This is a genomic window from Streptomyces hokutonensis (genome assembly GCF_042751305.1).
GTDB classification, from domain to species: domain Bacteria; phylum Actinomycetota; class Actinomycetes; order Streptomycetales; family Streptomycetaceae; genus Streptomyces; species Streptomyces hokutonensis_A.
Genome location: NZ_JBHYWD010000016.1, coordinates 171,579 through 194,307, shown reverse-complemented (window position 1 = coordinate 194,307; position 22,729 = coordinate 171,579). Strand labels below are relative to the sequence as shown.

Here is a 22,729-nt window from a genome sequence, read left to right as displayed (position 1 = left end):
CCGGCCACCCATCCCCCTCACGGTCGTCGATGAATGGAGACAGTGGTGGCACGTACGGCGGAGAGCGTCGCAGTGATCGGCGCCGGGATCGCGGGGCTCGCGACGGCGACCGGGCTGGCCGATGCCGGGATCCCCGTCCGGGTGTACGAGCAGGCGGAAGCACTCGGCGAGGTCGGCGCGGGTGTGTCGCTCGCTCCCAACTCGCTGCGGGTGCTCGACTCGTTCGGGCTGACGGACCGCCTGAGCGAGATCGAGTCCCGCGAGCCGCTCAGAATGGCCTTCTACAACCACAAAGGCGTTCGGTCCGAGGACTCGGAGGTCGACGCGAGAGGCGCGAGGCCGATCCACCGGGCCGATCTGATCGACATGCTGTCCTGGCGGCTGGAACCGGACGCGCTCCGGCTCGGGGCACGGCTCGTCGGGGTGGACGAGAACGGCGACGGACTCGTCCTGCGCTTCGCGGACGGAAGTACGGAGACCGCGGCGGCGGTGATCGGGGCGGACGGGATCCACTCCGCCGTGCGCCCCCTCGTCGTGGACGCCCCGCATCCGGTCTTCTCCGGCATGATCGCCTACCGGGGACTCGTGCCCGCCGAACGCCTCCCCGACTGGCCGATCCATGAGGCACAGCTGTACACGGGGCCGGGGCGGCACTTCATCTCCTTTCCCGTCCGCCGTGCGAAGCTGCTGAACTTCGTCGCCTTCGTGGCCGCGGACGACGAGATGCGCGAGTCCTGGTCCGCGCCCGGCGACCCGGCCGAGCTGGCCAAGGAGTTCGCCGGATGGAACGAGTCGGTACGGGGCCTGATCGACCGGATCGACAAGACCTTCCGGTGGGGGCTGTACGACCGCGAACCACTCCCGACATGGGTGCGCGGCCGCGTCGCGCTGGCGGGCGACGCCGCGCACGCGATGCTGCCGCACGTGGGGCAGGGCGGCAACCAGTCGATCGAGGACGCGGCCGCGCTGGTGGAAGTGCTGCGCGACCGTCCGCTCACCGAGGTCGCCACCGCTTTCCAGGAGTACGACCGCGCACGCCGCGAGCGGGCCTCCTACATCCAGCGGTTCTCCCGCCGCCTCGGGCTGCAGTACGACGGCCGCCACGCGGAGTTCTCCACCACCGACCAGCTGGCCGGCAGGGAGGACGTCATGCGCTGGATCTTCGGCCACGACAGCGCCCTGACCGCACGACAGGTCCGCGCCGGCGGACCCTCGGTATCCCTGCCCGCCGGCGCGGCGATCTGAATGTCGTGCACGACTGAGTACACGATGGTGACGGTGCCCCCGGGTGCGACCGGAGACGTCCGGCGCGCCTCCTTGCTCGACGAACTCCCCGAGCACGTCGTACATGACTTCCTCGAGAGGGCGCGCTTTGTCACGTTTCCCCCGCGCAACACGGTCTTCCAGGCGGGTGACCCGACCCGCGTCCATCTCGTCGTCTCCGGCCGAGTGAAGATCTCGCGGCTCGGCGAGCACGGTCGTGAGAACATCCTCGTCATCGCGGGACCGGGTGAACTGCTGGGCAGCCTCGACCTCTTCGACCCGCGGCCGCAGCCCACGACGGCCGTCACTCTCGGCCCGGCGAGGGTCGCGGAGCTCTCGACCGGGTCGATGCTCGACTGGCTCGCTGCCCACACAGAGGCTGCGATGCGCTTCATCCACCTCCTCGTCCTGCGGCAGCAGCGCCAGAACGACGCGCTGCAAGACGTCTTCGGCCTGGACGTCGGAACGCGGCTCGCGCGCGCGATCCTGCGCGAGGCCCAGCGGTTCGGCCGCCGTACACCGGAGGGCATCCGAGTGGATCTCGGGCTCAGCCAGGAAGAGCTCGCATCGCATGTGCGCGCTTCCCGGGAGAGTGTCAATCAGTCGCTCGCGGGCTTCGCCCGGCAGGGATGGGTCCGCCGTGACGGATGCGAGATCGTCGTCCTCGACGAGAAGCAGCTCGCCCACCACGCCAAGCACGAGCCCCAGGCCTGCACGACAGGGCGGCGCAGTCCCTCGAAAACCAGTGTGGCAAATTCCACTCCCGCTTCCGATCACCCGCCGCTCCGAGCAGGCTCGCAGCGGCAGGTCGGTCCGCGACCGAGGACGTCAGAAGGAGAGACAACCATGCACGATGTTCCCGGTGTCCGACTGAGCGCGACGGAGGTACGGGCATGAGTGATCTCATCCCCTTCGAGCTACCCGACACCGTGCGAGACGAGTTCGTCGCTGTCGTCGGCCGTGACAACGCGCTCGTCACCGACGAGGAACGCGACGAGTACCGCGACCCGTACTGGCCCACGGAGGACCGGACGTACGACTCGAGCCTCGTCCTGTTCCCGACCACGACCGAGCAGGTGCAGGACATCGTCCGCGTCGCGAACCGCCACGAGGTCCCGGTGTGGGCATCGTCGCAGGGCCGCAACAACGGCTACGGCGGCCCCTCGGCGCGGGTCAAGGGCTCCGTGCTGATCAGTTTCCGCAAGATGGACCGCGTCCTGGAGGTCGACACCGAACTCGCGTACGCGGTCGTCGAGCCCGGTGCCCGGTGGTACGACCTCTACGACGTGCTGCACGAGCAGGGCGACGAACTGCTCGTGTCCGTACCGGACATCGGCTGGGGCTCCGTCATCGGCAACTCGCTCGACAACGGTCAGACGTTCCTGCCGAACGGCTCCGACTTCAACACGCTGAACGGGCTGGAGGTCGTGCTCGCGGACGGCTCGCTTCTGCGCACCGGCTTCGGCGCACAGGAGGACAACCCCACCTGGCACCTCTACAAGCGAGGGCTCGGGCCCGTGGTCGACCCGCTGTTCGCGCAGTCGAACTACGGCATCGTCACAAAGGCGGGGGTGTGGCTCCAGCGCCGGCCGAAGGCGTACGCGCCGCTGTACCTCTCCGTCCCGCGCTACCACCAGCTGGCGCAGGTGATCGACGTCGTGCGCGAGCTGCGGTTGGACGGGATCCTCCGCGGCATCCCCTATGTGCTCGACCTGTTGACGGTGGGTGACGCGCACTTCCCCGAGTTCAAGGGCAGGATCCCGCCGCCGGGCACCCCGGCGATGCCGGAGGAGCGGCTCGACGCGATCGCCGACGAGACCGGGCTCGGCCGGTGGGGCGTGCGTACAGCCCTGTGGGGCGACCCCGAGGTGATCGACGTGCACGAGCGCCGGATCCGCGAGGCGTGGAGCGCGATCGAGGGTGGCGAGGTGCGTCGTCTCGCGACGTACACGGCGGAGAACTGGCACGAGATCAAGGACGCCGGGCTCATCGACCGCATCTCCGGCGGTGTGCCCAGCAGCGACATCCTCGACAGCCTTCCCGACTTCGTGGGGCATGTCGGTTTCTCGCCCGTCGTGCCGCTGCGCGGTGAGGAGGTCGCGAAAGTCGTCCAGCAGATCAAGGACAAGGTCGTCGAGCGCACGGGCGTCAACTTCTCGGCGCAGGTGTTCGTGACGAACGAGCGTTCCGCGATCGTCGTGTCGGCGATGTTCTTCAACCGGCACGACGCCGGCCACCTGCGGGCGACGATCGACACCGCGAAGGAACTGCTCGCGCAGCTCGGGCAGCAGGGTTACGCCGAGTACCGATCACACCTCGACTTCTCGGATCTGGCGCAGGACCAGCTCGCCTTCGGTGACCACGCCTACCGGCGCTTCGCGGAGACGATCAAGGATGCCGTCGACCCGAAGGGGATTCTCTCCCCGGGCCGGCACGGCATCTGGCCCGCGCGGTACCGCGCCCGGTGACATGCACGGCGTGTGCCGCCCCCTCTGCTCAGCCTTGCGCCGTTGAAGACGTTCGTTGAATGAACATGGCCGTTGCGGCATGTCCGGCGGGGGGCGCAGTCTTCGGCTGTCGAGCTTGTCGCCGGGCTTCGGGATCGTTGCCCACTCATGGAAATGTGCAATGTTGACCGGGTGTCGCACCAGGAGGCCGACGAATGACCGTCCCGACGAGCCGTGATGTGCTCGAAGGTTTCCTCTCGGCCCTTCAGGCTCATGGCGCTCGCCAAGCCTTCGAGCGGTATGCCGTTGAAGACTATGTTCAGCACAACCCCAGAGCCGGCAAAGGCAGGGAAGGCGCCATCGCATATCTGGAAGAAGAGGCGGCCAAGGGCGGCCGGGCCACGGTCAAGCGGATTATCGGTGACGGGGAGATGGTTGCCCTTCACCTGCACATGGAATTCGCGGACGGGAGCCCGGATCTGGCGATCGTCGACATATGGCGCGTTGAGAACGGAAAGCTCGCGGAGCATTGGGACGTCGCTCAAGAGATCTCGAAGTCGAGCGTGTCCGCGATGTTTTGAGGATTGCTCAAGCCGTCAGGAGGAAATCTCCTGACGGCTTAAGCGTGGAGCGCTAGAGCCCGTAGATCGGTGGTGTGTCGGGATTCGGGCGGAACGCGTCCCAATGTTCCTGCAACAGGCCGTCCTTCACCCGGAAGAGATCGAAGAGAACTCCGTCCGTGCGGATCTCGTGTCGCAGGACGAGGTCGCGCTCGGCGACCAGGTTGACCGTCACTGTCTTCGAGGAGTCGAGTCGCTCCGACGGCGGGAGGGACAGGATGTGGGTGAAGAACTCCCTCAGCCCCTCACGTCCCTGGGCGAGGTTCGGGTTGTGCTGGACGTAGTCCTCGGCGACGAACTCGTCGAGGCGGGCGAGTCCTTCGGCCGGTCCGTAGATGATCTCGAACAGGCCTTCCACGGCGCGTTTGCCGCGCTCCACGTCGCGGGCGATCGCCGACGGCTCTTGCGTATTCATCCTGGGCGACTCCCTTGTCACGTGACGGCTACGCGAGAAATCTGCCTCGTCTCACGCACGCTCATCCAGCCCATGTTGGAAACCCCACAGGGACTTCCGGCAGGCCTCCGGAGCGATCACACTCGTTCCGCACCGGGCGCGACAAGCCCGAGTTCGTACGCGCGGACCACTGCCTCCAGCCGGGAGGTGGCGTCCAGCTTCTGGAGAAGGTCGGTCACGTACCCCTTCACGGTCGTCTCGGAGAGACAGAGCTCCTGAGCGATCCTGCGGTTCGAGTAGCCGTGCGCGAGGAGCCCGAGCACCTCCTGTTCCCGATCCGTGAGCCGTACCGTTCCTCTTGCCTGGCGCCTGGTGAACTCTGGGGCGAGCTGCCTGGCGATCCGCGGGTCGAGCACGAACTGACCCGCCAGCAGGGCTCGAAGGGCAGCGCCGATATTGACTTCTGAGGTGTCCTTCAACAGGCACCCGTTCGCGCCCGCGGCGACGCACGCACGAAGGACCTCCGGGTCGTCGAAGGCGGTGAAGATGACGATGACGACGTTCGGGAGCGACTCGCGCAGTTCACGGCACAGCTCCTCCGGTGGCAAGGACTCAGGCATCCGGGCGTCCAGAATGATCATCTCCGGACACTCGTCGTGAGCGAGAGTGAGAGCCGTTGTCGCGTCGTCGGCTTCGAAAATCTCGCATTCCCCGAGGTTGGAGGTCACCACCGCGCGCAGTCCGCGGCGTGCCACCGGGTGGTCGTCGACAACGAGGACTTTCATCGAACCGCCATATCGTTGTACGGAATGTCGAGCCGCAGCACGGCCCGGCCGGTTGAGACCGCCGTAAGCCGCAGCGAACCTCCCAGTCGCTCCGCGCGAGTGCGCAGGGTGCGGATACCCGTCCCCGTCCCCGTCGCCGATGCGCTGCCGGGCTGCTCCAGCGGCCCGTCGACGGCCAGTGACCTGACCGCGAGCGAGAGTCTTCCCTCGTCGTACACGATCTCGACTTCGATGACACCCGCGTGACCGTGCTTCACGGCGTTGCGCGTTCCTTCGACCGCCGCGTCGATCACCAGTCGGGCGATGTGGTCCGGCATGCGGGTGAAGGTACGGTGCCGCACAACGCGCACCGCGCAACCGGTGACGTTCTCCAACAGGCGCAGCTCACCGTCCAGTTGTACGTCGAATGCGAGGTTCTCAGGATCACGGTGGAGCTTGAGGAGTGTCTCGCGCAGTTCCCGGCGCGCGTCCGCCGCCGTCGCCTCGATCTCCTCGATCGCGTCGATGAGGCTGTTCGGATCGCCCTGGGCGCGAGATGCCTGGGCGACCGCGCCGATCGTGAACAGCCGTTGTGCTACCGAATCGTGGAGCCGGCCGGCGAGACGCTCCCGCTCGCGCAGCCGGGCGAGTTCGAGTTCCAGCTCGCGCGCACGAATCTGCTCGAGCCCCACCGACGCGAACGCGCTGAGCTGTTCGAGGACCGTGACCGCACGGTCGCCGAGCACTCCTTCGAGGTGTGCACCGGCGTACAGAAGCGCCTCAACACCCGCAGGACCCAGCACGGGGGCACAGGCAACCGCTCGCAGGCCCTCTCCCCGCGCCACGATCTCGACGAAGTCGCGACTGATATGTGCGTCCGACGCGTAATCCGCAACGATCATGGGGTGTCCCCGTGCCAGGACCTCGCCCCCGAGCCCGGTGTGCGGTCGAACGACGATGCTGTTCCACCGCGGGTCGCGAATCCCTTTCGCCGAGGCGATCGGGAATTCCGCGGCGCGAGAACCGATCGCCCCGAAGGCGACGTCAGAACCCAACGCGTCTCGCGCAACGTCCACGGCGGCCCGAATAACAGCGGCCGGTGTGCGCTGCAATGCGATGGCTTTAACTGGCGCGTAACTGTTCATGACGAACCGCTCTTCTACGGCGACGGTGCCGAATGACGGCAACGTAACAGTGACTGCAACGTAACACAGCACGTACCGGTTGACCATGGCCAAATGCGGGTGATGGCTGATCAAAGCCCGGTCTCGGTCCGCCCTTTCGGAACTCGCTTTCTCAACGCTGCTTTCCGGCCCCCTGTTCGTCCGGTTCGGCGTTGAGCGCCACGGGCACGGGCTCACCGGAGGTGACGCCGGCTTCGCCGAACGCGTCGACGGCCACCCAGTAATCCGCACCCGCGTTGAGGGAACGCAGGTCCAGGGCCGTGCGTTCGTACACCAACCAGCTGTGGTAAAGCTTTTGCGGGTGACGGCCGTAGCGGACGTTGTAGCCGATGGCTCCGGCTGCAGAGTCCCATTCGACTCGGGCGGTGCGGTCGTCCACACGGGCGGCCCGAGCGCGCACTGCGGGTGGAGCCTCTCCTGCGCCGGTCCCGAAGACACGGACACCGCTCACGGCGAAGGTGCCTTCGAACGGCATTCGGCCGCCGGTGACCCTGACGAATCGTGTCTCCTGCGGCGGGTCGAGGACGACGAAGGCGTGCGGAGCGTCGGCGCCCGTGCCGCGGGAGTCCCGGACGACGGTCCACTCCCGGCTGTCCTCCGAGATCTCGATCAGGGTCTCCGCCGGTTGATGGCCCGGGAAGATGCCCCGCCATGAATGGCCCATATCCACTCCGTCCGGAGCGTGCGGGGCGGTACCGGCCAGTTCGTGGTCCGCCAGGTTGATCTGTACGGCGTGGACAGTCTTGTTCGCGCCGAGGTCGACGGTCAGGGATTCGCCCGGTTCGCTGCCGGCGGCCGCCCACCAGGTGCGGACGTTCTCGTCGACGGCGGACGCGGGGTCGTGGCCGGGGGCCGAGGACGAGGCGACGGCGTCGGCCTTGTAGCTGAGCAGCATCCAGGCGGGGGGCGTCCACGGGTCGAACGGTCCGTCCGGGACCGTCATCGGGTAGTCGGCGAAGTTCTGGTTGCAGAACAGCGCGCCGTCGTCGTCGAAGCCCGCGGGGAAGAGTCCGACGCGGCGCTCGAACACGTCGTTGACCGAGATGCGCATGGTGGCCGCGTGCCACCAGTTTCCGTGCCGGTCCTGGAACGTGCTGCCGTGGCCCGCTCCGGTGATGAACCCGCCCGGCTTCGACGAGAACGGACTGTCGAGCGAGTAGGTGAAGGGGCCCAGAGGTGCCGAGGCCGTGTAGTACCCGTCGGCATAGGTGTTGAACTGGGTGCCGGGCGCCGAGTACTGCAGGTAGTAGGTACCGTCGCGCTCGGTCATCCACGCGCCCTCGATGTAGGGGGCGGTGCCGGTGACCTGACTGAGCAGTTTCTCCCGCTCGGTCTGTGGCGGTACGACGACGTAGTCCTCGCCGAGTTGCTCCCAGCCGTGGGCGAGGACATCGGAGCTGATCAGAGGCGACGGCTCACCGATCGGGCTGAACGTGTCCGAGAGCCGGACTCCGTGGATCGGTGTCTGGTTGTCACACCCCCAGTAGAGGTACACCGATGTGTCGGTGTCCTGGAACAGGTTCGGGTCCCAGAAGGGGAAGGTGCCCGGCGTGACCTCGACGAAGTCGTCGTTCAGGGGATCCACGCTCCGGAAGAAGGGACAGTTGTCCTCCTTGCGGGAGGCGCTGATGCAGAGCGCTCCGTTCACCTCGCGGACGTCCGGCGCGTAGTCGAGGGCCGGCAGCTTGGACGTCGCGCGGTACTCCCACCGCAGAAGGTCCGTCGAGTGCCAGAACCCCGCGGACATCGAGACGAACATGTAGTAGCGGCCCCGGTACGGCACGATCGACGGATCCGCTGCCTCCCGGTGCACGCTCCGCCGCGGCTCGCCGAGTTCGATGCCTCTGACCTTGCCGGAGAACTGAATGTCCTGATAGCGGTAGGCGATGTCGAGCGGATTGCAGAAAGTGCGTTCTGAAGCGGTCACTTGGGGCTTCCTGTCAGCAGGTTCTCGAGGTCTTCAGTTCTCGGCGGACGACGGCTTGCGGCCTGCCGGTCCCCGTCGGCGGCGCCGCAGTTCGTGCACCGCGGCTTCGAGCGGAGGGTCCGGCGGCCCGGCCCATGGGTGTTCGCCCGCGCCCGTGGCGATGAGGTCACAGGCGCTGCCGAGCCTCGCGCCGTCGGCGCTGTTCGACCGGGTCCGCGACCGGAGCGGCGAGCAACAGCCTCTGGGTGTAGGGGTGTTCGGGGGCGGCGGTGACATCGCCCGCCGGTCCGGTCTCGACGATGTCGCCCCGGTGGATGACGCTCACCCGGTGGCTGACGTGCCGGATGACCGCGAGGTCGTGCGAGATGAACAGGTAGGCGACGCCGGTGCGCCGCTGGATGTCGACGAGGAGATCGAGGACGCGGGCCTGGGTGGTGAGGTCGAGTGCGGAGACGGGCTCGTCGCACACGATGAGCCGTGGGGCAGGTGCCAGCGCGCGGGCAATCGCGACGCGTTGGCGCTGGCCACCGCTGAACTCCCGCGGCAGCCGCTGCGACGCGTCCTTCGGCAGCCCCACCTGGTCGAGCAGTTCCGCGACCCGGTGCCGGGCCTCACCCGCCGCGGTGCCGTGCACGATCAGCGGTTCGCTGAGGATGTCGCCGACGGTGAGGGCGGGGTTGAGGGAGGAGTAGGGGTCCTGGAAGACCACCTGGATGTCGCGGGCCAGGGCGCGGCGCTCCTTGCGGCCGGCGTGGGTGATGTCGTGGCCCCGGAAGCTGACTGTGCCGCCGCTGGGTGGGACGAGGCCGAGCACGGACCGGCCGATGGTCGTCTTGCCGGAGCCCGACTCGCCGACGACGCCCAGGGTCTCGGCCTGCCCCACGGTGAGGGAGACGCCGTGGAGAACCTCGTGCGGGCGGGCCCGGAAGCCCCGCCCGGGGTAGGTGACGCACAGGTCGCTCACCTCCAGCAGTGTGGTCATCGGGTCTCCGTTTCGAGCGCGTCCACGGGGACGGCCGGCGGGTCGGTGCGCAGCGCGGTGTCGTCGAGGATCGAGTCCAGGAGCTTGCGTGTGTACGGGTGCCGGGGCGCGGCGAACAGCTCGTCCGTCGTGCCGGTCTCGACGACCGTGCCCTCGTGCATGACGGCGACCCGGCCGCAGATGTCCGCGACCACACCGAAGTTGTGCGTCACGAGCAGCACCGCCATGTTCAGGTCCTTCTGCAGGTCGCGCAGAAGGTCGAGGATCTCCGCCTGGACGGTGACGTCGAGGGCGGTGGTCGGTTCGTCGGCGATCAGCAGCAGAGGCCGGCTGGCGACGGCGCCCGCGATGAGGACGCGCTGTGCCATGCCGCCGGAGATCTGGTGCGGGTAGGAGCGGAAGGTGCGCTCTGGGTCGGGGATGCCGACCCTGGCGAGGAGCGCCATGACCCGCTCGCGGGCCTCGTTCCTCGCCATGGGTGTCGCCGCGCGTACGCCCTCGACGAGTTGCGCGCCGACCGTGCAGGACGGGTCCAGGTTGGACATCGGTTCCTGGGGGACGTAGGCGATGGCCGTTCCCCGTACCGCCCGTAGTTCGCGCTCGCTCAGGCCGAGCAGTTCGCGGCCGTCGAGCCGGATCGAACCGCGGGTGACGACCGCCTCCGAGGGCAGGACGCCGAGCGCGGCGAACGCGGTCTGTGTCTTGCCGGAGCCGGACTCGCCGACCAGGCCGAGGGTCTCGCCGGCCGCCACGCTCAGGGTGACGCCGCTGACGACCTCCTTCAGTTCGCCGGTCGGTGTCGGGTAGGCGATCGCCAGGTCGTCGACGGTGAGAAGTGCGGACGCGGCGTCCTCGGTGGCGGGTGGCGGCCGGTACGTGGTGGCCGTGACGATCCGGGACGGCTGCGGACGCCCGCCCTCCAGGGCGTCCCGCAGGGCGTTCCCGAGGAGCACCAGCGAGGCGGTGATGATTCCGAGTGCGAGGCTGGGCCACAGGAACTGCAGCGGCTTCTCGTACAGGTTGGTGAACCCCTCGGAGATCATCGCGCCGAAGCTGGGCACCGTGTTCGAGCCCACGCCCAGGAAGGCCAGGCCGGACTGGACGCCGATGGAGGAACCGGCGAGGAACGCGGTGGCGATGATCACCGGTCCGCGTACCACGGCGAGGACATGCCGCCGCAGGATGCGCCGGTCGGGCAGTCCGGAGACCCGGGCGGCGTCCACGTACAGCTCGTTCTTCACGCCCAGGACGAGATTGCGTACGAGCCGGTAGACGCCGGGGGAGAGGAGGACCCCGAAGATCAGCATGGTGGCCCTGTAGTCGCCCTTGGTCACCGGCATCAGCACGATGAGCAGCAGGAGCCCGGGAAAGGTCATGATCAGGCTGAACAGCCACTCGGTGACTCCGCGCACCCGCCGTCCGAAGTACCCTCCGATCAGCCCGGACGTGATCCCGATCGCGAGGGCGATGCTCGCGCCGACGAGTGCCGAGACCGTGCTGGTGTTGATGGAGTACAGGAGTCTGGCGTAGATGTCGCGGCCGCTCTTGTCCCCGCCGAGCAGATAGCCGTGGTCGCCGAGGCCGGCGTCGACCGCGTCCAGGTTTGCCTGGTTGGGCCCGTGGTCGGTGAGGACGGGTGCGAGCAGTCCGAGCAGGACGATGACGATGAGCAGGCTCGCGCTGACGACGGCCTGGGGGTCGGCGAGGAGACGCCGTAGGGCCGACCGGCGGCGCGCCTGTGTACTCGGTGTTGTCAACTGACCGTCCTCGCCTTCGGGTTGAGCCAGCCACCCAGCAGATCGACGACGAGGTTGACGACCACGACGAGCAGGACGCCGAAGAGGCTGATGCCCATGATGATCGGCACGTCGCCCTGCAGGGAGGCGTTGAACGCGTACTGGCCGAAGCCGGGCAGTGCGAAGATCTGCTCGATGATCAGAGCTCCGCCGAGCATCTGGATGAACTCCAGGGACAGCACCGTCAGGGCCGGTCCAGCGGCGTTGCGCAGGGCGTGCCGGAGCACGATGGAACGGGTGGGGATGCCCCGGGTGCGCAGGGTACGGACGTAGTCCTTGCGCAGTTCGCCGATCATGGCGCCGCGGATCTGCGAGGTCAGGCCGGCGACCCCGCCCATCATCAGGGCGACCACGGGAATGGCGATGGAACCGGCCCAGCGAGCCGGGCTCTCACTGAAGTCCGTGTAGCCGGTGGCCGGGAACACGTGCAGCTTGATGGCGAGCACGTAGACCAGTGCGATGGCGACGAGCAGACTGGGGACGAGGTAGCCGATCATCGCGGCGCCCTGCGCGAACCGGTCGACACCGCCGCCGCGCGCGGCGGCGGCCACGCCGAGGGCGACGCTGATGACCGAGGTGGCGAGCAGCGCGACCACGACGATCGACAGAGTGACGCCGAGCCGGGCGGTGATCGCGGAGCGGACCGGTTCGCTGGTGAAGTACGAGGCGCCGAGGTCACCGCGGACGGCATGGGAGAGCCAGTCCAGGTACTGGGTGAACAGGGGTCGGTTCAGCCCCATCAGGGCCTTCTGGGCGGCGATCTGCTTCGGGGTCGCGCCGCTGCCGAGGATGCTGCTCGCCACGTCGTCGAAGGACGTGCTGAGCAACAGGAAGGTGATCATGGTCACCAGGACCGCGAGCACGAGGCCCGCGGTCAGGCGACGCAGCACGTAGACCGTCATGGGCGGCGGCTCACCCTCGGGACGGTGCGGAGCCGGCCACACCGAACTGCCGGATGGTGGACATCGTCGAGGAGCCGTCGCCGAGGTAGGTGATGCCCTTCTTGGTGGCCCAGTCGCTGCCGAGGTAGAAGACGGGCGCCAGCCAGGCGTTCTGGACGCCGAACTCGTTGATCTCCCGGTAGATTCCCGCGGACTTCACCGGGTCGAGTTCCCGGGCGGCCCGGTCCAGCAGCCCGGACAGCTTCGGATCGGCGGAACGGAACACGTTACGGAAGCCGCCGGCGCTGTAGAAGCTCTTGGTCATGACGGCGTCGGTGCTGAGGCCCTCCACGAGCAGGAACATCGGGTACTTGCCCGACGCGACGGCGGAGGTGGTCTGCTGTGCGGGTACCGGCTCCCAGGTCACCTTGATGCCGATGTCGGCGAGTGCCTGGGTGAAGAGCGGCTCGAAGGACTTGGTGAAGACGAGGCTCGGCATGGTGACCGAGAAGCCCTTGGGGTAACCGGCCTCGGCGAGCAGCTTCTTGGCCCCGGCGACGTCGTAGGGGTAGACCTTGTTGAGCGCCTCGTCGTAGGCCTTCCCCTTCGGGTTGAACAACTGGTCGGTGGCCTTGCCCGAGCCGCGCAGCACCTGCGTGACCATCTTCTGCCGGTCGAAGGCCATGTTGACGGCCTTGCGGACGCGCAGGTCGCCCAGCGGCTTCAGCTTGGTGCCGGCGCGGTCGCCGAGCACCAGGAAGGCGCCCGCGGTCGCCTGCACGTGCGTGATCCGGAAACCGGCCGCCTTGAGCGCGGACAGCTGTGAGACGTCGGCGGTGCCGGCGTTGGTCTGGCCCGCCTTGAGGGCGTTGGCCGACGCGGTCGGATCGGTGATCACGCGGATCTTGACCGTCTTGAAGGGGTACGCCTTCTTGTTCCAGTAGTCGTCGCGCCGGTTGAGGACGTACACCGAGCCGTTGACGGTGGCCTTCGTGTCGAGGGTGTACGGGCCCGATCCGACCGGGTTCAGGGCGGTGGACTTGTTCGCCATCGTCTTCGGGTCGCCTATCACGCCGGGCGCCGTCGAGAGCAGGCTGAGCAGCGAGGAGTCGGGCTGCTTGAGCCGGATGACGACCGTCGAGGCGTCAGGAGCCTCGACCGAGGCCACGGAGGTCAGCGCCTGCTGGCTCTGCCCCGGTGTCGAGCGGGTGCGCTCCAGGGTGGCCCGCACGGCGTTCGCGTCCACCGGCTCACCCGAGCTGAACTTCATGCCCTGGCGGAGCTTCAGGGTCAGCGTGCGGCCGTCCTTGGAGTACGACCAGCTCTGCGCCGCGCCGGGATGGAGCTCGCCCTTGTTGTCCTGGAGAAGGAGCGTGTCGAAGATCGAGTCCCAGACGTAGGTCTGCTGGCCCTCGATGAGCTGGGCGGGGTCGAACGAGTTGGGCGTGCCGAGGATGGACAGCGCGAGGGTCGTGTCGGAGCCGGAGCTCGACGTGGCGGCCGGGGTGCTGTCGCACGCCGTCGTGACCGTCGCCAGCAGGGCTGCGGTCACGACGGCGGCCAGGGCCTGCGAGCGCTGCCGCGGCCGTGGCCTGGGCCGGGAGTGCGAGGAGCGGATGCGCATGGGTGGATTCCTTCGTCCTGGAACCTGGTGAGCCGAGGCATCGGTGAGTGCGTCGGTGCGGTCGTGCACGGCGGTCGCGGATCCGCCGGTGCGCCCCGCCAAGCGAACAGTTACCACGTGGTCGATTTTCAATCGGAAGGTAAGCCTCGGCGGGAGGTGCGGGAAGAGTGGCGGTCGCGTTCGTAATCAGAGCGTTACCTGGCGCGAAATCGCCCTGTACCGCCCCTTGCGCTCGTGGCGGCCACCGCTCAGACTCCGATCAGGTTTTGAAAATCTACGCCTTGGAAGGTTTTCGGATCGTGATCCGGGATTCGGGAAGGGGAAGCGCACAGTGACCCAGGTCAAGGCCCGCGGCCCGTACAACAAGACCCCGGCCAGGCGGGCGGAGATCGTCCGGGCGGCGCGCGAGAGCTTTGCGGAGCACGGGTTCACGAAGGCTTCGCTGCGGGGCATCGCCGAGCGGGCCGGCATCACCCACGCCGGGCTGCTGCACCACTTCCGAGACAAGGACGACCTGCTCGCCGCCGTGCTCGCCGAACGCGACACGGAGGAGAGGCGGTACGCCGAGTCGAAGGTCCCGGACATGGACCACCTGACGCCGTACCTCGGGGGCATGCTGCGCCACCACCAGAGGGCCCCCGAGCTGATGCGCCTGTGGATCGAGCTCACGGCGGCCGCCTCCCGTCCGGAGCATCCGGCGCACGGCTACTTCGTGGAGCGTTACGCCTGGGGACGCGATCAGTTCGCACGAGGCATGCAGGGGAAGGCGGGTCGGGGAGAGCTGCACGAGGCGCTCGCGCCCGAACACGCGGCCATCCTGCTCCAAGCCGTGCTCAACGGCCTGCAGTTGCAGTGGCTGCTCGACGAGGAGCTCGACATCGTGGGCCCGGTCCGGGCCTTCATGAGGATGACCTTCCCGCAGGCCGCGCGACCGGAGGACGAAGAATGAGACCGGGCACCCTCGCCGTCCAGCTGTACAGCGTGATCGACGCTCTGCAGGCCGACCGCCCCGGCACGCTCGCCCGCCTTGCCGCGCTGGGCTTCCGCCACGTCGAGCCGTTCGCGCTCGGGTTGTGGAACACGCCTCCCGACGAACTGGCCGCCTCCGCACGGGCGTTGCGTGCGGACCTGGACGAGGCCGGCCTCGGTGTCAGCTCCGTGCACATCGCCGTCTCGGCCGACAGCCAGGCGTCCGCGATCGAGACCTGCCGCATCCTCGGCACGGACACCGCCTTCGTGCCGATTCCGTGGCTCGTCGACGGCTTCGACGAAAGATCCCTGGAGACCCGCGACGGGATACGTGCCTTCGCCGGCCGTCTCAACGAGGCGGCAAAGGAGCTGGCCGGTGCGGGGATCCGGCTCGGCTACCACAACCACCACTTCGAGTGGGCCCGGTTGCCGGGCGGTGCCCATGCCTTCGACGTGCTGTGGGATCTCCTCGACCCCGAGATCCTCGCCGAGGTCGACGTCTACTGGGCCGCCGTCGCCGGCCAGGACCCGGCCGATGTCCTGAAAGGTCTCGGAGAACGCGCCGTGACCGTCCACCTCAAGGACGGGCCCGCCGAACGGGACACACCGCAGACTCCCATCGGCACCGGGGACATCGACATCCCGGCCGCGTTGCGCGCGGGAAGCCATCTGCTCTGGCACATCACCGAGATCGACCAGACCGAAGCCGACCGCTTCGAACTGCTCGCGGCCAACCGGCAAGCCCTGCTGGCGGGCGGCCTGACCGTCTCCTGACACACCCTCAACTGTGGTGGCCCCGGGCGAGGGACGTGAGCCGGAGACGACGTGACCGCACAGTGCAGGAACGGAGAAACGATCACATGGCATCGCCCACTCCACGCGACCTCACCGTCGAGCGGCTCAGCGAGCCGGATGCCCTCTGGACGCCGAGTCCGGCATTCGGCTGGCGTGTCGAGAGCACCACCGACCGCCAGACGGCCTACGAGCTGGAGGTCCGCGACGCCGCCACCGACGCGTTGGTCGCCGCCACCGGAAAACTGTCGTCCAGCGTCTCGCACGCGGTCGTGATCCCCGGCGTTACCCTTCACCTCCCGAGGCCGCTACACATGGCGCGTCCGGATCTGGACCGGTGAGGAAGAGCCCGGCGAATGGGCCGGGTCCCGGTTCGCCACGAGGATTCTCGAGCCGGCCGACTGGGTCGCGGACTGGATCGGGCCCGAGCAGAAGCCGGTCACCCGCGAAGCGCCCGTCGACCTCAGTGACACGGCGGCGCTGTCGCCGACCCCGCGGACGCCCGTCGAGGACCGTCTGCATCCGAGCCCCCTGGTACGCCAGGTCTTCACCCTCGGCCGTCGCCCGGAGCACGCTCGCCTGTACATCACGGCCCACGGCGTGTACGAGGTCACGGTCAACGGACAGCAGATCACCCATCACGCGTTCGAGCTGGTCGCGCCCGAGCATCCCGTTGTCAGGGAATTGCGGCAGGCCAGGGTGGCGGCGATGCGAGAGGTTCTGCGGGACGGCTGATGGCAAGCCCTCCGGGGCCGTCGTCCTCGGGAAATGCCCGCCGGTCGGCTCAACCTGCCTTCCCCGCGCGGCGGGTGGCGCTGAACGTGCCGTGCGGGAGGTGTTCCACGGTGGTGCCGTCGGGGAAGACGACGCGTGCGGTGCTGGCCGGCGGGACGTCGACCGTGACGGTGAGTTCGTCGCCGTCCGTCCGCCATTCGACGGCGATCGTGCCCTGCGGGGACTCGTGCGTGCCCCGGGCCCACGGCACGGACGGGTGCGGGACGGGCGCGACCTCGAAGGACTCCCAGGCGACCGACCCTGGCGTCTGCCGCAGGCCCAGGACGTGGGTGTGCAGGAAGCGGACCACCGCGCCCTTGCTGTAGTGGTTCAGGGATTCGTGTGCTGTGCCGGTGTCGTCGACGCCCTCCCAGTCCTCCCAGATGGTGGTCGCGCCGCGGTCGAGCATGTACAGCCAGGACGGCGCGGTGCGCTGGAGGAGCAGCTCGTAGGCGACGTCGGGGTGACCCGTGTCGGCGAGGACGGGGAGCAGGTCGCCGGTCGCGAGGAAGCCGGTGCCGAGATGGGTGCCGGCCGTGCGGATCAGCTCGACCAGGCGTGTGGCGGCGGCCTCGCGCAGTGGACCGGGGACGAGGCCGAGCGACAGCGCGCGCACATAGCCCGCCTGGGTGTCGCCGACGGTGCGTCCGTCGGGGGAGAGGAACTCGGTGCGCCAGGCGTCACGTACCCGCTCGGCGATCTCGGCGTAGCGGTCCGCGTCCTCGGTGCGGTCCAGCACCCGTGCCACGCGGGCCAGGGTCGCCGTCGAGCGGTACAGGAAGGCCGTGCCGATCTCGCCCTTGTCGGCCAGGAACCAGGCGACGGGATCGTCCCTGACCGGGTCGACGCGGGTGCCGTCGGCCGCCCGTACCCGGGGCTCGGTCCACTCACCCCAGTGGAAGGAGCCGTCCCACAAGTACCGCTCGTGCGGCAGCGGTTCGGCCGAGCGCTCGGTCCGGGACGGGTGGCGGAGTGTACGGGCGGTCGTGAGCGCCCACTCCACCCAGCCCACCATCGCCTCCCAGTTCTCCGCCAGCACCTCCCGGTCGCCGTACGACTCGTACAGCTCCCACGGGACGGCGACGACCGCGTCTCCCCAGCCGGCCGAGCCGGTCATCAGGGCGAACTGGTCGTCGAGGTGGTGTTTGATACGGCGTCCGTCGGGCGAGAAGTTGGCGATCCGGCCGTCGGGCAACTGGTCGTCGCGGACGGAGCGCAGCCATTTGCGGCTGAACCCCAGGACGTCGTAGAGGCGTGTCGCGGTGGGGGCGAAGACCTGGTAGTCGCCGGTCCAGGCGAGCCGTTCACGGGTCGGACAGTCGGTGGGTACGTCGACGGCGTTGCCGCGGAAGCTCCAATCGGCGATCTCGTGAAGGCGGTTGAGATCCTCGTGGCCGCACGTGAAGGTGCCGGTGCGGCGCAGGTCCGTGTGGACGACCCGCATGACGAGGCTCGCCGGGTCGAGCGGGGCGCCGTCGCGGCGGACACGGGCGTAGCGGAAGCCGTGCACGGTGTGGCGCGGCTCGAACGTCTCATCGCCGCCCGCGGACACCACCTCGTCGCGCTGGACGAAGGGGATCGATGCCTGGCCCGGCCGGGTCGCGTCCAGGTGACGGGTCGTCAGGTCGCCGTCGGGGCCGAGGTGTTCGCCGTAGTCGATGACGGTACGGGTCCCGGCCGGTCCGAGGTCGCTCAGAGTGATCCGGCCGGAGGCGTTCTGCCCGAAGTCCGCGATCCAGAGCCCGTCCCCGATCCGCCGGACCGACTGTGCGGGGCGCGACTCCACGACCCGCACCGGCGGTGCCGGCGACCAGGTGATCGCGGGTGCCTCGACCCGGTCCACGAGGACGGGCCGTTCGGTGCCGGGCCCGATGCGGAAGTCGTTGGTCTGCCCGTCCATGAGGTCGGCCCGGGTGATGGCCGACTCCGCGCTCGTCCACGTCCCGTCGGTGCGGACGACCTGCCGTGTGCCGTCCTCGTGCACGAGGTGGAGCTCGGCCCGCGCGCCGGGCACCGTGCCCCAGCCTGCCGGTTGGCGGAAGGCGCCCACCTGGCCCCGGTACCAGCCGTCCGACAGCAGGATCTCGATCCGGTTGTCGCCCGTGACGACGGCGTCCGTGACGTCGTAGGCCTGGGCGTGGAGCGTACGGTCGTAGGAGGTGGCCCCGGGGGTGAGTTCGGCGGTGCCGGCCCGCTCGCCGTTGACGTACGCCTCGTACAGCCCGAGTGCCGTCGCGTACAGCCGTACCGAGCGCACCCCGGCCCGCACCGGGAACCGGACCGACAGCGCGTACGCGGGCCGCCTGCCGTATCCGCGGTCGCCGGACTCGGCGGGACTGATCCAGCGCGCCCGCCAGTCGGCGGCCAGCAGACCGCTCTCGAACGTGTGCCACCGCGACCACGGCGAGTCGCCGTCGCCGCCGAGCGCCCGAACCCGCCAGGCCACCCGACGGCCGCTGTCCAGCGCCGCCCACGGCCAGGAGAAGAAGCGGTGCCCGCCCACCGCAGTGGTCACAGCGGGCTGCGCCTCGCCGTCGACGGTGCACTCCACCTCGTACGCCACCGGGCGTGCCGCGTCAGACGGCGGCTTCCACGACAGCCGCGGCGCGGGCCCCGACACGGGGAAGCTGTCACCGCCGCTGTCGATGCCCAGGTCGTACGGTGCGTTGTGCATGCTGTGCCTTCTCCGAACTCGGTGGAACAGGATGGTTCTCGGGACGCCGGCCGGGGGCGGCGCTACCGGACAGACTTGATCTTGAACTTGACGATGAGGCCACCGACCAGGGCCAGGACAGCGCCGATCAGGTAGAGCTGGGTGTAGTTCTTCTCGCCGCCGTCGCCGACGCCGAGGGTGATGACGAGCGGGGCGATCAGCGGGGCGACCGCGCTGGGGACCTTCTGCGCGAAGGCGACGACGGCGAGATAGCGGCCGGCCTCGGCCCGGTCCGGCAGGACGGCGAACACGATCGCCTGGTCGACGGCGCTGAACAACGCGATGGCGAACTGCATCAGCACCGCGCCGACGACCAGTTGGGGCAGCGAGTGGGCGAACGCCTCGGTGACCGCCCCGGCGACGAACGCCGCGGAGCCGATCAGGGCGAACAGCTTGCGCCGGCCGAGCTTGTCGGAGAGGAAGCCGCCCCCGATGGCACCGCCGGCGGCGGCCATCACGCCCACGGTCCCGATGACCGCCACGATCCCGGCGACCTCCTTGACCGGCAGGCCGAGCCGCTGCGCGTAGAAGAAGGTGCCGAAGGTGGTGTTGAAGTACAGGCCCATGAAGAAGACGAAGCGGCCGAGCCAGTTCCAGCCGAAGTCCGGGTACCTACGCGGGTTGAAGCCGTAGCTGGCGACCACGTTCCGCAGCGTCACGCCGCCGGTGCGCACGAGCGCGCGGGAGTCGCCCTCGGGCTTGAACACCGGGAACAGGATCACCAGGGCCGCGCCCAGCACGCCCGGGACCAGGAACACCAGAAACGTGCTGGAGGCCACCCCGTACGCGAGGCCGATGCCGATCACGGGGGCGATCTGGGTCATGACACTGGTCAGCGCCGAGACCCGGCCGCGCTGCTCCTCGGGCACCCGGTCCGCCTGGACGTTCTGGACGGCCTGCCCGGTCGTGGACCAGCCGATCATGCCGACCACCCACGCCAGGCCCAGCAGGAGGACCGACGGTGCGAGGGCCACTCCGACGAGCGCGACGGTGCCGAGCAGGGCGCCGCCGATCATGAAGGGGGTCCGGCGGCCGAGCCGGGAACGGGTCCGGTCGCTCCAGAGGCCGATCAGGGGGCTGAGGAGCAGATAGACGAACTGCGCGGACCCGGTGACGTAGCCGAGCTGTTCCTCGTGCCCGGGCGCCAGGTCGGAGATCCGCACCGCGAGCGAGTACGAGAGGGGCACCATCAGGGCCAGGGAAGCGCCGAAACTGGCGATCATCAGCCAGAGGAGGTAGTCCCTGCCGACCTTCTGGAGCGGCGGTGCCTCGATCTCGGGTTCGGCGGGCGGCTCGGTGGGAGCCCCGGCGGCGTCCTGCGGCGACACCGCCAAAGGGGGCACCGCCACGCTGACGTCTCGGTCGGCGTGAGGCATGAGGACTCCTTTGTCACATGGTCACGAGGGGTGGCGGCAGCCGGCGGGCGCCAGGGACGGCCGTCTGCGGGACGGCGGGCGGGGTTGCCGGCGGCACGGTGGGTGCCGTACCGCCGACGGGTCCCGGGGTGGTGCGGCACCGGAGAATCCCGAGTTTGTGGCCGCCGGGACCGTCAGGTCTGGGATCCCGACCCAGGCGACGCCGGTGAGGGGACGCCCGGGGCTGCGGCGAACGCACAGCGGCGGCAGTGGCCTTGCGCCGACCGGTCCCGGGGCCGAGGCATGGGCCGCCTTCGCGGTCGCGTGGCGCAGCGGCAGCCCGGTACTGCGCAACGCAAGCCCTGTGCTGCGTAACGGAAGCGCGATGCCGCGCGCCCCGCAGGTGTCAGCCGGCCGTGGCCTCGCCGGGCTTGCGGCCGGCCAGGCCGTGCCAGCGCCGGCGCAGGGCGAACGCGGCGGACTTGGGCTTGCGGTCGCGGGTGAACACACCCTTTTTGTTGCCGTCGACGCGGTGGATGCCCGGCGAGGTCTGGAAGTCGGCGAAGTTCCAGACGTGTTCGCCGACGAACTCGGGGATGCGGTCGAAGACGCGGTGGTACATGGCGAGGAAGTCGCTCTGGTACTCCTCGCTCCACGGAGCGTCCCAGACCGAGTGCAGGCCGGGCTGGGTGTCGGCGCCGTACTCGGACATCATGACGGGCTTGCCGAAGCGCTGGACCCACCCGCGCAGGTCCTGCTCCAGATACCCCTCGGCGGTCGCGAGGTCCCCCGTGAAGATGTACCAGCCGTAGTAGCGGTTGATGCTCAGGACGTCGAACAGGTCGCCGATCTGGTCGTTCTGCGGGGTCGCGAACATGACGGCGGCGTAGGTGAGGGGCCGGGTCGGGTCGAGCTTGCGGGCCAGTTCGACCAGGGGCTCGAAGTAGTCGCGGGCGCCGTCCTCGTTGGACGCGGGCTCGTTGGCGAGGCACCACATCACCACGCTCGGGTGGTTCCTGTCCCGCTCGATCAGCTCCCGCAGGTGCTGGGCGTGTACGTCCCTCGTGGTCCCGCCGAAGTTCTCCGGCGCGAAGGTGGGGGTCGGGGGAATGCCGGTGAGGCCGCCCTGGACTCCCAGGTTGAGGCCGACGGCGGCGGTCTCGTCGATGACGACGATGCCGTGCCGGTCGGCGAAGTCGAGGACCTCTTCGGCGTAGGGGTAGTGGGAGGTGCGGAAGGAGTTGGCGCCCGTCCACTGCATCAGCTGGAAGTCGTGGACGAGGTAGGCGTCGTCGTGGCCCTTGCCGCGGACCGGGGTGTCCTCGTGCTTGCCGAAGCCGGTGAAGTAGAACGGCTCGCCGTTGATGAGGAAGTCGGTGCCCCGCACCTCGACGGTACGGACGCCGAAGGGCTGGGTGTAGCTGTCCACGGTCTCGCCGTCGACGGCCAGTTCCACGACGAGGTCGTAGAGATAGCCGGCGCCCGGCTGCCAGAGCGTGACGTCCTCGATGCGCAGGACGCCCTCGGGGCCGTGGCCCTCCGCGACGGTCCGGCCGGCCTCGTCCACCGCACGCACCCGCACGGTGACGGTGTCGGCGTGCTCGCCGACGGTCTCCACGCGGTACTCGACGGTGCCGGCCGCGCCGTCCCGTCCGGTGACGACGGTGACGTCCTCGACGAAGGTCGTCGGTGTGCTGTACAGGCGGACCGGGCGCGCGATGCCCGCGTAGTTGTAGAAGTCGTGCAGATACGACTGCCGTTCGCGGCCGTCGGGGCCGGTCGTGACGGTACCGGGCGGGATCGTCACGTTGGTCAGCCGGTTGTCGACGCCGACCGTCAGCCGGAACTCGGCGCCGGGTTCGACGACGCCGGTGAGATCCGCCTCGAACGGTGTGTAGCCGCCGGTGTGTTCGGCCACGAGCCGTTGGTCGACGTAGACCTGCGCGGCGTGGGTCACGGAACCGAAGCGCAGGACCACGCGTTCGCCGGTCCAGCCGCGCGGCACGCGCACGTCCCGCTGGTACCAGACGACTCCGACATGGTCACGGATCTCCGGGTCCACGAACAGGTCGTTGTAGCTGGCGGGCACGGGGACTTCGAGCGGTGGGGCGAGACGCGACGCCCACGGGGTCGCGCCGGCCCGGGTGCCGAGAGCGAACCGCCACAGGCCGTCGAGGCCGACGAGGTCGCGGGTGGGGGTGGTGCGGGGCGAGAGCATGGGGTTCCTACCGGGTCGTCGGAGCA

At 69.3% G+C, this 22,729-nt stretch carries 19 protein-coding genes; 8 read left to right on the top strand and 11 right to left on the bottom strand.

The features are described 5' to 3' along the window. Window positions 1-45: 45 nt before the first annotated feature. The 4 genes from ACFXC1_RS35000 (at window position 46) to ACFXC1_RS34985 (ending at window position 4,291) form a co-directional block, all read left to right on the top strand. Window positions 46-1,245, top strand: coding sequence for an FAD-dependent monooxygenase (locus ACFXC1_RS35000; protein ID WP_381250621.1), 1,200 nt, complete (start codon window positions 46-48; stop codon window positions 1,243-1,245). Beyond that, window positions 1,246-2,160 (top strand): Crp/Fnr family transcriptional regulator, encoded by a 915-nt coding sequence (locus tag ACFXC1_RS34995; RefSeq protein WP_381250619.1) that lies wholly within the window; start codon window positions 1,246-1,248, stop codon window positions 2,158-2,160. Further along, the gene (locus ACFXC1_RS34990) at window positions 2,157-3,731 is read left to right on the top strand and encodes an FAD-binding oxidoreductase (protein ID WP_381250617.1); all 1,575 of its coding nucleotides are present in this window, start codon (window positions 2,157-2,159) and stop codon (window positions 3,729-3,731) included. The genes ACFXC1_RS34995 and ACFXC1_RS34990 overlap by 4 nt, the downstream gene beginning before the upstream one ends. A gap of 194 nt (window positions 3,732-3,925) precedes the next feature. Next, the gene (locus tag ACFXC1_RS34985; protein ID WP_275768945.1) at window positions 3,926-4,291 is read left to right on the top strand and encodes a nuclear transport factor 2 family protein; all 366 of its coding nucleotides are present in this window, start codon (window positions 3,926-3,928) and stop codon (window positions 4,289-4,291) included. A gap of 52 nt (window positions 4,292-4,343) precedes the next feature. Here the strand turns inward: ACFXC1_RS34985 and ACFXC1_RS34980 are convergent, their stop codons facing one another. The 8 genes from ACFXC1_RS34980 to ACFXC1_RS34945 form a co-directional block, all read right to left on the bottom strand. Continuing rightward, window positions 4,344-4,745, bottom strand: a complete 402-nt coding sequence (locus tag ACFXC1_RS34980; RefSeq protein ID WP_381250615.1) for a nuclear transport factor 2 family protein — start codon at window positions 4,743-4,745, stop codon at window positions 4,344-4,346. Between the two features lie 116 nt (window positions 4,746-4,861). Beyond that, on the bottom strand, window positions 4,862-5,509 hold the full coding sequence (locus ACFXC1_RS34975) for a response regulator (protein WP_381250613.1): 648 nt from the start codon (window positions 5,507-5,509) through the stop codon (window positions 4,862-4,864). After that, window positions 5,506-6,747, bottom strand: coding sequence for a GAF domain-containing sensor histidine kinase (locus tag ACFXC1_RS34970; protein ID WP_381250611.1), 1,242 nt, complete (start codon window positions 6,745-6,747; stop codon window positions 5,506-5,508). The genes ACFXC1_RS34975 and ACFXC1_RS34970 overlap by 4 nt, the downstream gene beginning before the upstream one ends. 37 nt (window positions 6,748-6,784) lie before the next feature. Then, complete coding sequence (locus ACFXC1_RS34965) at window positions 6,785-8,599, bottom strand: family 43 glycosylhydrolase (protein WP_381250609.1); 1,815 nt, start codon at window positions 8,597-8,599, stop codon at window positions 6,785-6,787. 166 nt (window positions 8,600-8,765) lie between these two features. Beyond that, window positions 8,766-9,581 (bottom strand): ATP-binding cassette domain-containing protein, encoded by an 816-nt coding sequence (locus tag ACFXC1_RS34960; RefSeq protein WP_381250607.1) that lies wholly within the window; start codon window positions 9,579-9,581, stop codon window positions 8,766-8,768. Further along, window positions 9,578-11,338, bottom strand: coding sequence for an ATP-binding cassette domain-containing protein (locus ACFXC1_RS34955; protein ID WP_381250605.1), 1,761 nt, complete (start codon window positions 11,336-11,338; stop codon window positions 9,578-9,580). Before ACFXC1_RS34955 ends, ACFXC1_RS34960 begins: the two co-directional genes overlap by 4 nt. Continuing rightward, window positions 11,335-12,279, bottom strand: a complete 945-nt coding sequence (locus tag ACFXC1_RS34950; protein WP_381250603.1) for an ABC transporter permease — start codon at window positions 12,277-12,279, stop codon at window positions 11,335-11,337. The genes ACFXC1_RS34955 and ACFXC1_RS34950 overlap by 4 nt, the downstream gene beginning before the upstream one ends. Window positions 12,280-12,289: 10 nt before the next feature. After that, window positions 12,290-13,882 carry an ABC transporter substrate-binding protein gene (locus ACFXC1_RS34945; RefSeq protein WP_381250601.1) on the bottom strand — a complete coding sequence of 531 codons (1,593 nt, stop codon included), beginning with the start codon at window positions 13,880-13,882 and terminating at the stop codon, window positions 12,290-12,292. Between the two features lie 331 nt (window positions 13,883-14,213). Between ACFXC1_RS34945 and ACFXC1_RS34940 the strand changes: the two genes are divergently transcribed. From ACFXC1_RS34940 to ACFXC1_RS34925, 4 genes are all read left to right on the top strand, one after another. Further along, a complete protein-coding gene (locus tag ACFXC1_RS34940) occupies window positions 14,214-14,831 on the top strand; it encodes a TetR/AcrR family transcriptional regulator (RefSeq protein WP_381250599.1) in 618 nt (205 codons plus the stop codon). Continuing rightward, a complete protein-coding gene (locus ACFXC1_RS34935; protein WP_381250597.1) occupies window positions 14,828-15,625 on the top strand; it encodes a sugar phosphate isomerase/epimerase family protein in 798 nt (265 codons plus the stop codon). Before ACFXC1_RS34940 ends, ACFXC1_RS34935 begins: the two co-directional genes overlap by 4 nt. 86 nt (window positions 15,626-15,711) lie before the next feature. Continuing rightward, window positions 15,712-15,984, top strand: coding sequence for a glycoside hydrolase family 78 protein (locus ACFXC1_RS34930; RefSeq protein ID WP_381250595.1), 273 nt, complete (start codon window positions 15,712-15,714; stop codon window positions 15,982-15,984). After that, complete coding sequence (locus ACFXC1_RS34925; RefSeq protein WP_381250668.1) at window positions 15,971-16,378, top strand: alpha-L-rhamnosidase N-terminal domain-containing protein; 408 nt, start codon at window positions 15,971-15,973, stop codon at window positions 16,376-16,378. The genes ACFXC1_RS34930 and ACFXC1_RS34925 overlap by 14 nt, the downstream gene beginning before the upstream one ends. Before the next feature lie 49 nt (window positions 16,379-16,427). Here the strand turns inward: ACFXC1_RS34925 and ACFXC1_RS34920 are convergent, their stop codons facing one another. From ACFXC1_RS34920 to uidA, 3 genes are all read right to left on the bottom strand, one after another. Then, a complete protein-coding gene (locus ACFXC1_RS34920) occupies window positions 16,428-19,091 on the bottom strand; it encodes a family 78 glycoside hydrolase catalytic domain (protein ID WP_381250593.1) in 2,664 nt (887 codons plus the stop codon). Window positions 19,092-19,153: 62 nt separating this feature from the next. Next, a complete protein-coding gene (locus tag ACFXC1_RS34915) occupies window positions 19,154-20,506 on the bottom strand; it encodes an MFS transporter (protein ID WP_381250591.1) in 1,353 nt (450 codons plus the stop codon). 385 nt (window positions 20,507-20,891) lie between these two features. Further along, window positions 20,892-22,703 carry a beta-glucuronidase gene (uidA, locus tag ACFXC1_RS34910; protein WP_381250589.1) on the bottom strand — a complete coding sequence of 604 codons (1,812 nt, stop codon included), beginning with the start codon at window positions 22,701-22,703 and terminating at the stop codon, window positions 20,892-20,894. Window positions 22,704-22,729 lie beyond the last annotated feature (26 nt).

Coding starts and splice junctions, on each gene's coding strand:
- ACFXC1_RS34930 (WP_381250595.1), top strand. CDS start 15,712: ATGGCATCGCCCACTCCACGCGACCTCACCGTCGAGCGGCTCAGCGAG.
- ACFXC1_RS34915 (WP_381250591.1), bottom strand. CDS start 20,506: ATGCCTCACGCCGACCGAGACGTCAGCGTGGCGGTGCCCCCTTTGGCG.
- ACFXC1_RS34990 (WP_381250617.1), top strand. CDS start 2,157: ATGAGTGATCTCATCCCCTTCGAGCTACCCGACACCGTGCGAGACGAG.
- ACFXC1_RS34935 (WP_381250597.1), top strand. CDS start 14,828: ATGAGACCGGGCACCCTCGCCGTCCAGCTGTACAGCGTGATCGACGCT.
- ACFXC1_RS34975 (WP_381250613.1), bottom strand. CDS start 5,509: ATGAAAGTCCTCGTTGTCGACGACCACCCGGTGGCACGCCGCGGACTG.
- uidA (WP_381250589.1), bottom strand. CDS start 22,703: ATGCTCTCGCCCCGCACCACCCCCACCCGCGACCTCGTCGGCCTCGAC.
- ACFXC1_RS34985 (WP_275768945.1), top strand. CDS start 3,926: ATGACCGTCCCGACGAGCCGTGATGTGCTCGAAGGTTTCCTCTCGGCC.
- ACFXC1_RS34995 (WP_381250619.1), top strand. CDS start 1,246: ATGTCGTGCACGACTGAGTACACGATGGTGACGGTGCCCCCGGGTGCG.
- ACFXC1_RS34960 (WP_381250607.1), bottom strand. CDS start 9,581: ATGACCACACTGCTGGAGGTGAGCGACCTGTGCGTCACCTACCCCGGG.
- ACFXC1_RS34920 (WP_381250593.1), bottom strand. CDS start 19,091: ATGCACAACGCACCGTACGACCTGGGCATCGACAGCGGCGGTGACAGC.
- ACFXC1_RS34950 (WP_381250603.1), bottom strand. CDS start 12,279: ATGACGGTCTACGTGCTGCGTCGCCTGACCGCGGGCCTCGTGCTCGCG.
- ACFXC1_RS34945 (WP_381250601.1), bottom strand. CDS start 13,882: ATGCGCATCCGCTCCTCGCACTCCCGGCCCAGGCCACGGCCGCGGCAG.
- ACFXC1_RS34980 (WP_381250615.1), bottom strand. CDS start 4,745: ATGAATACGCAAGAGCCGTCGGCGATCGCCCGCGACGTGGAGCGCGGC.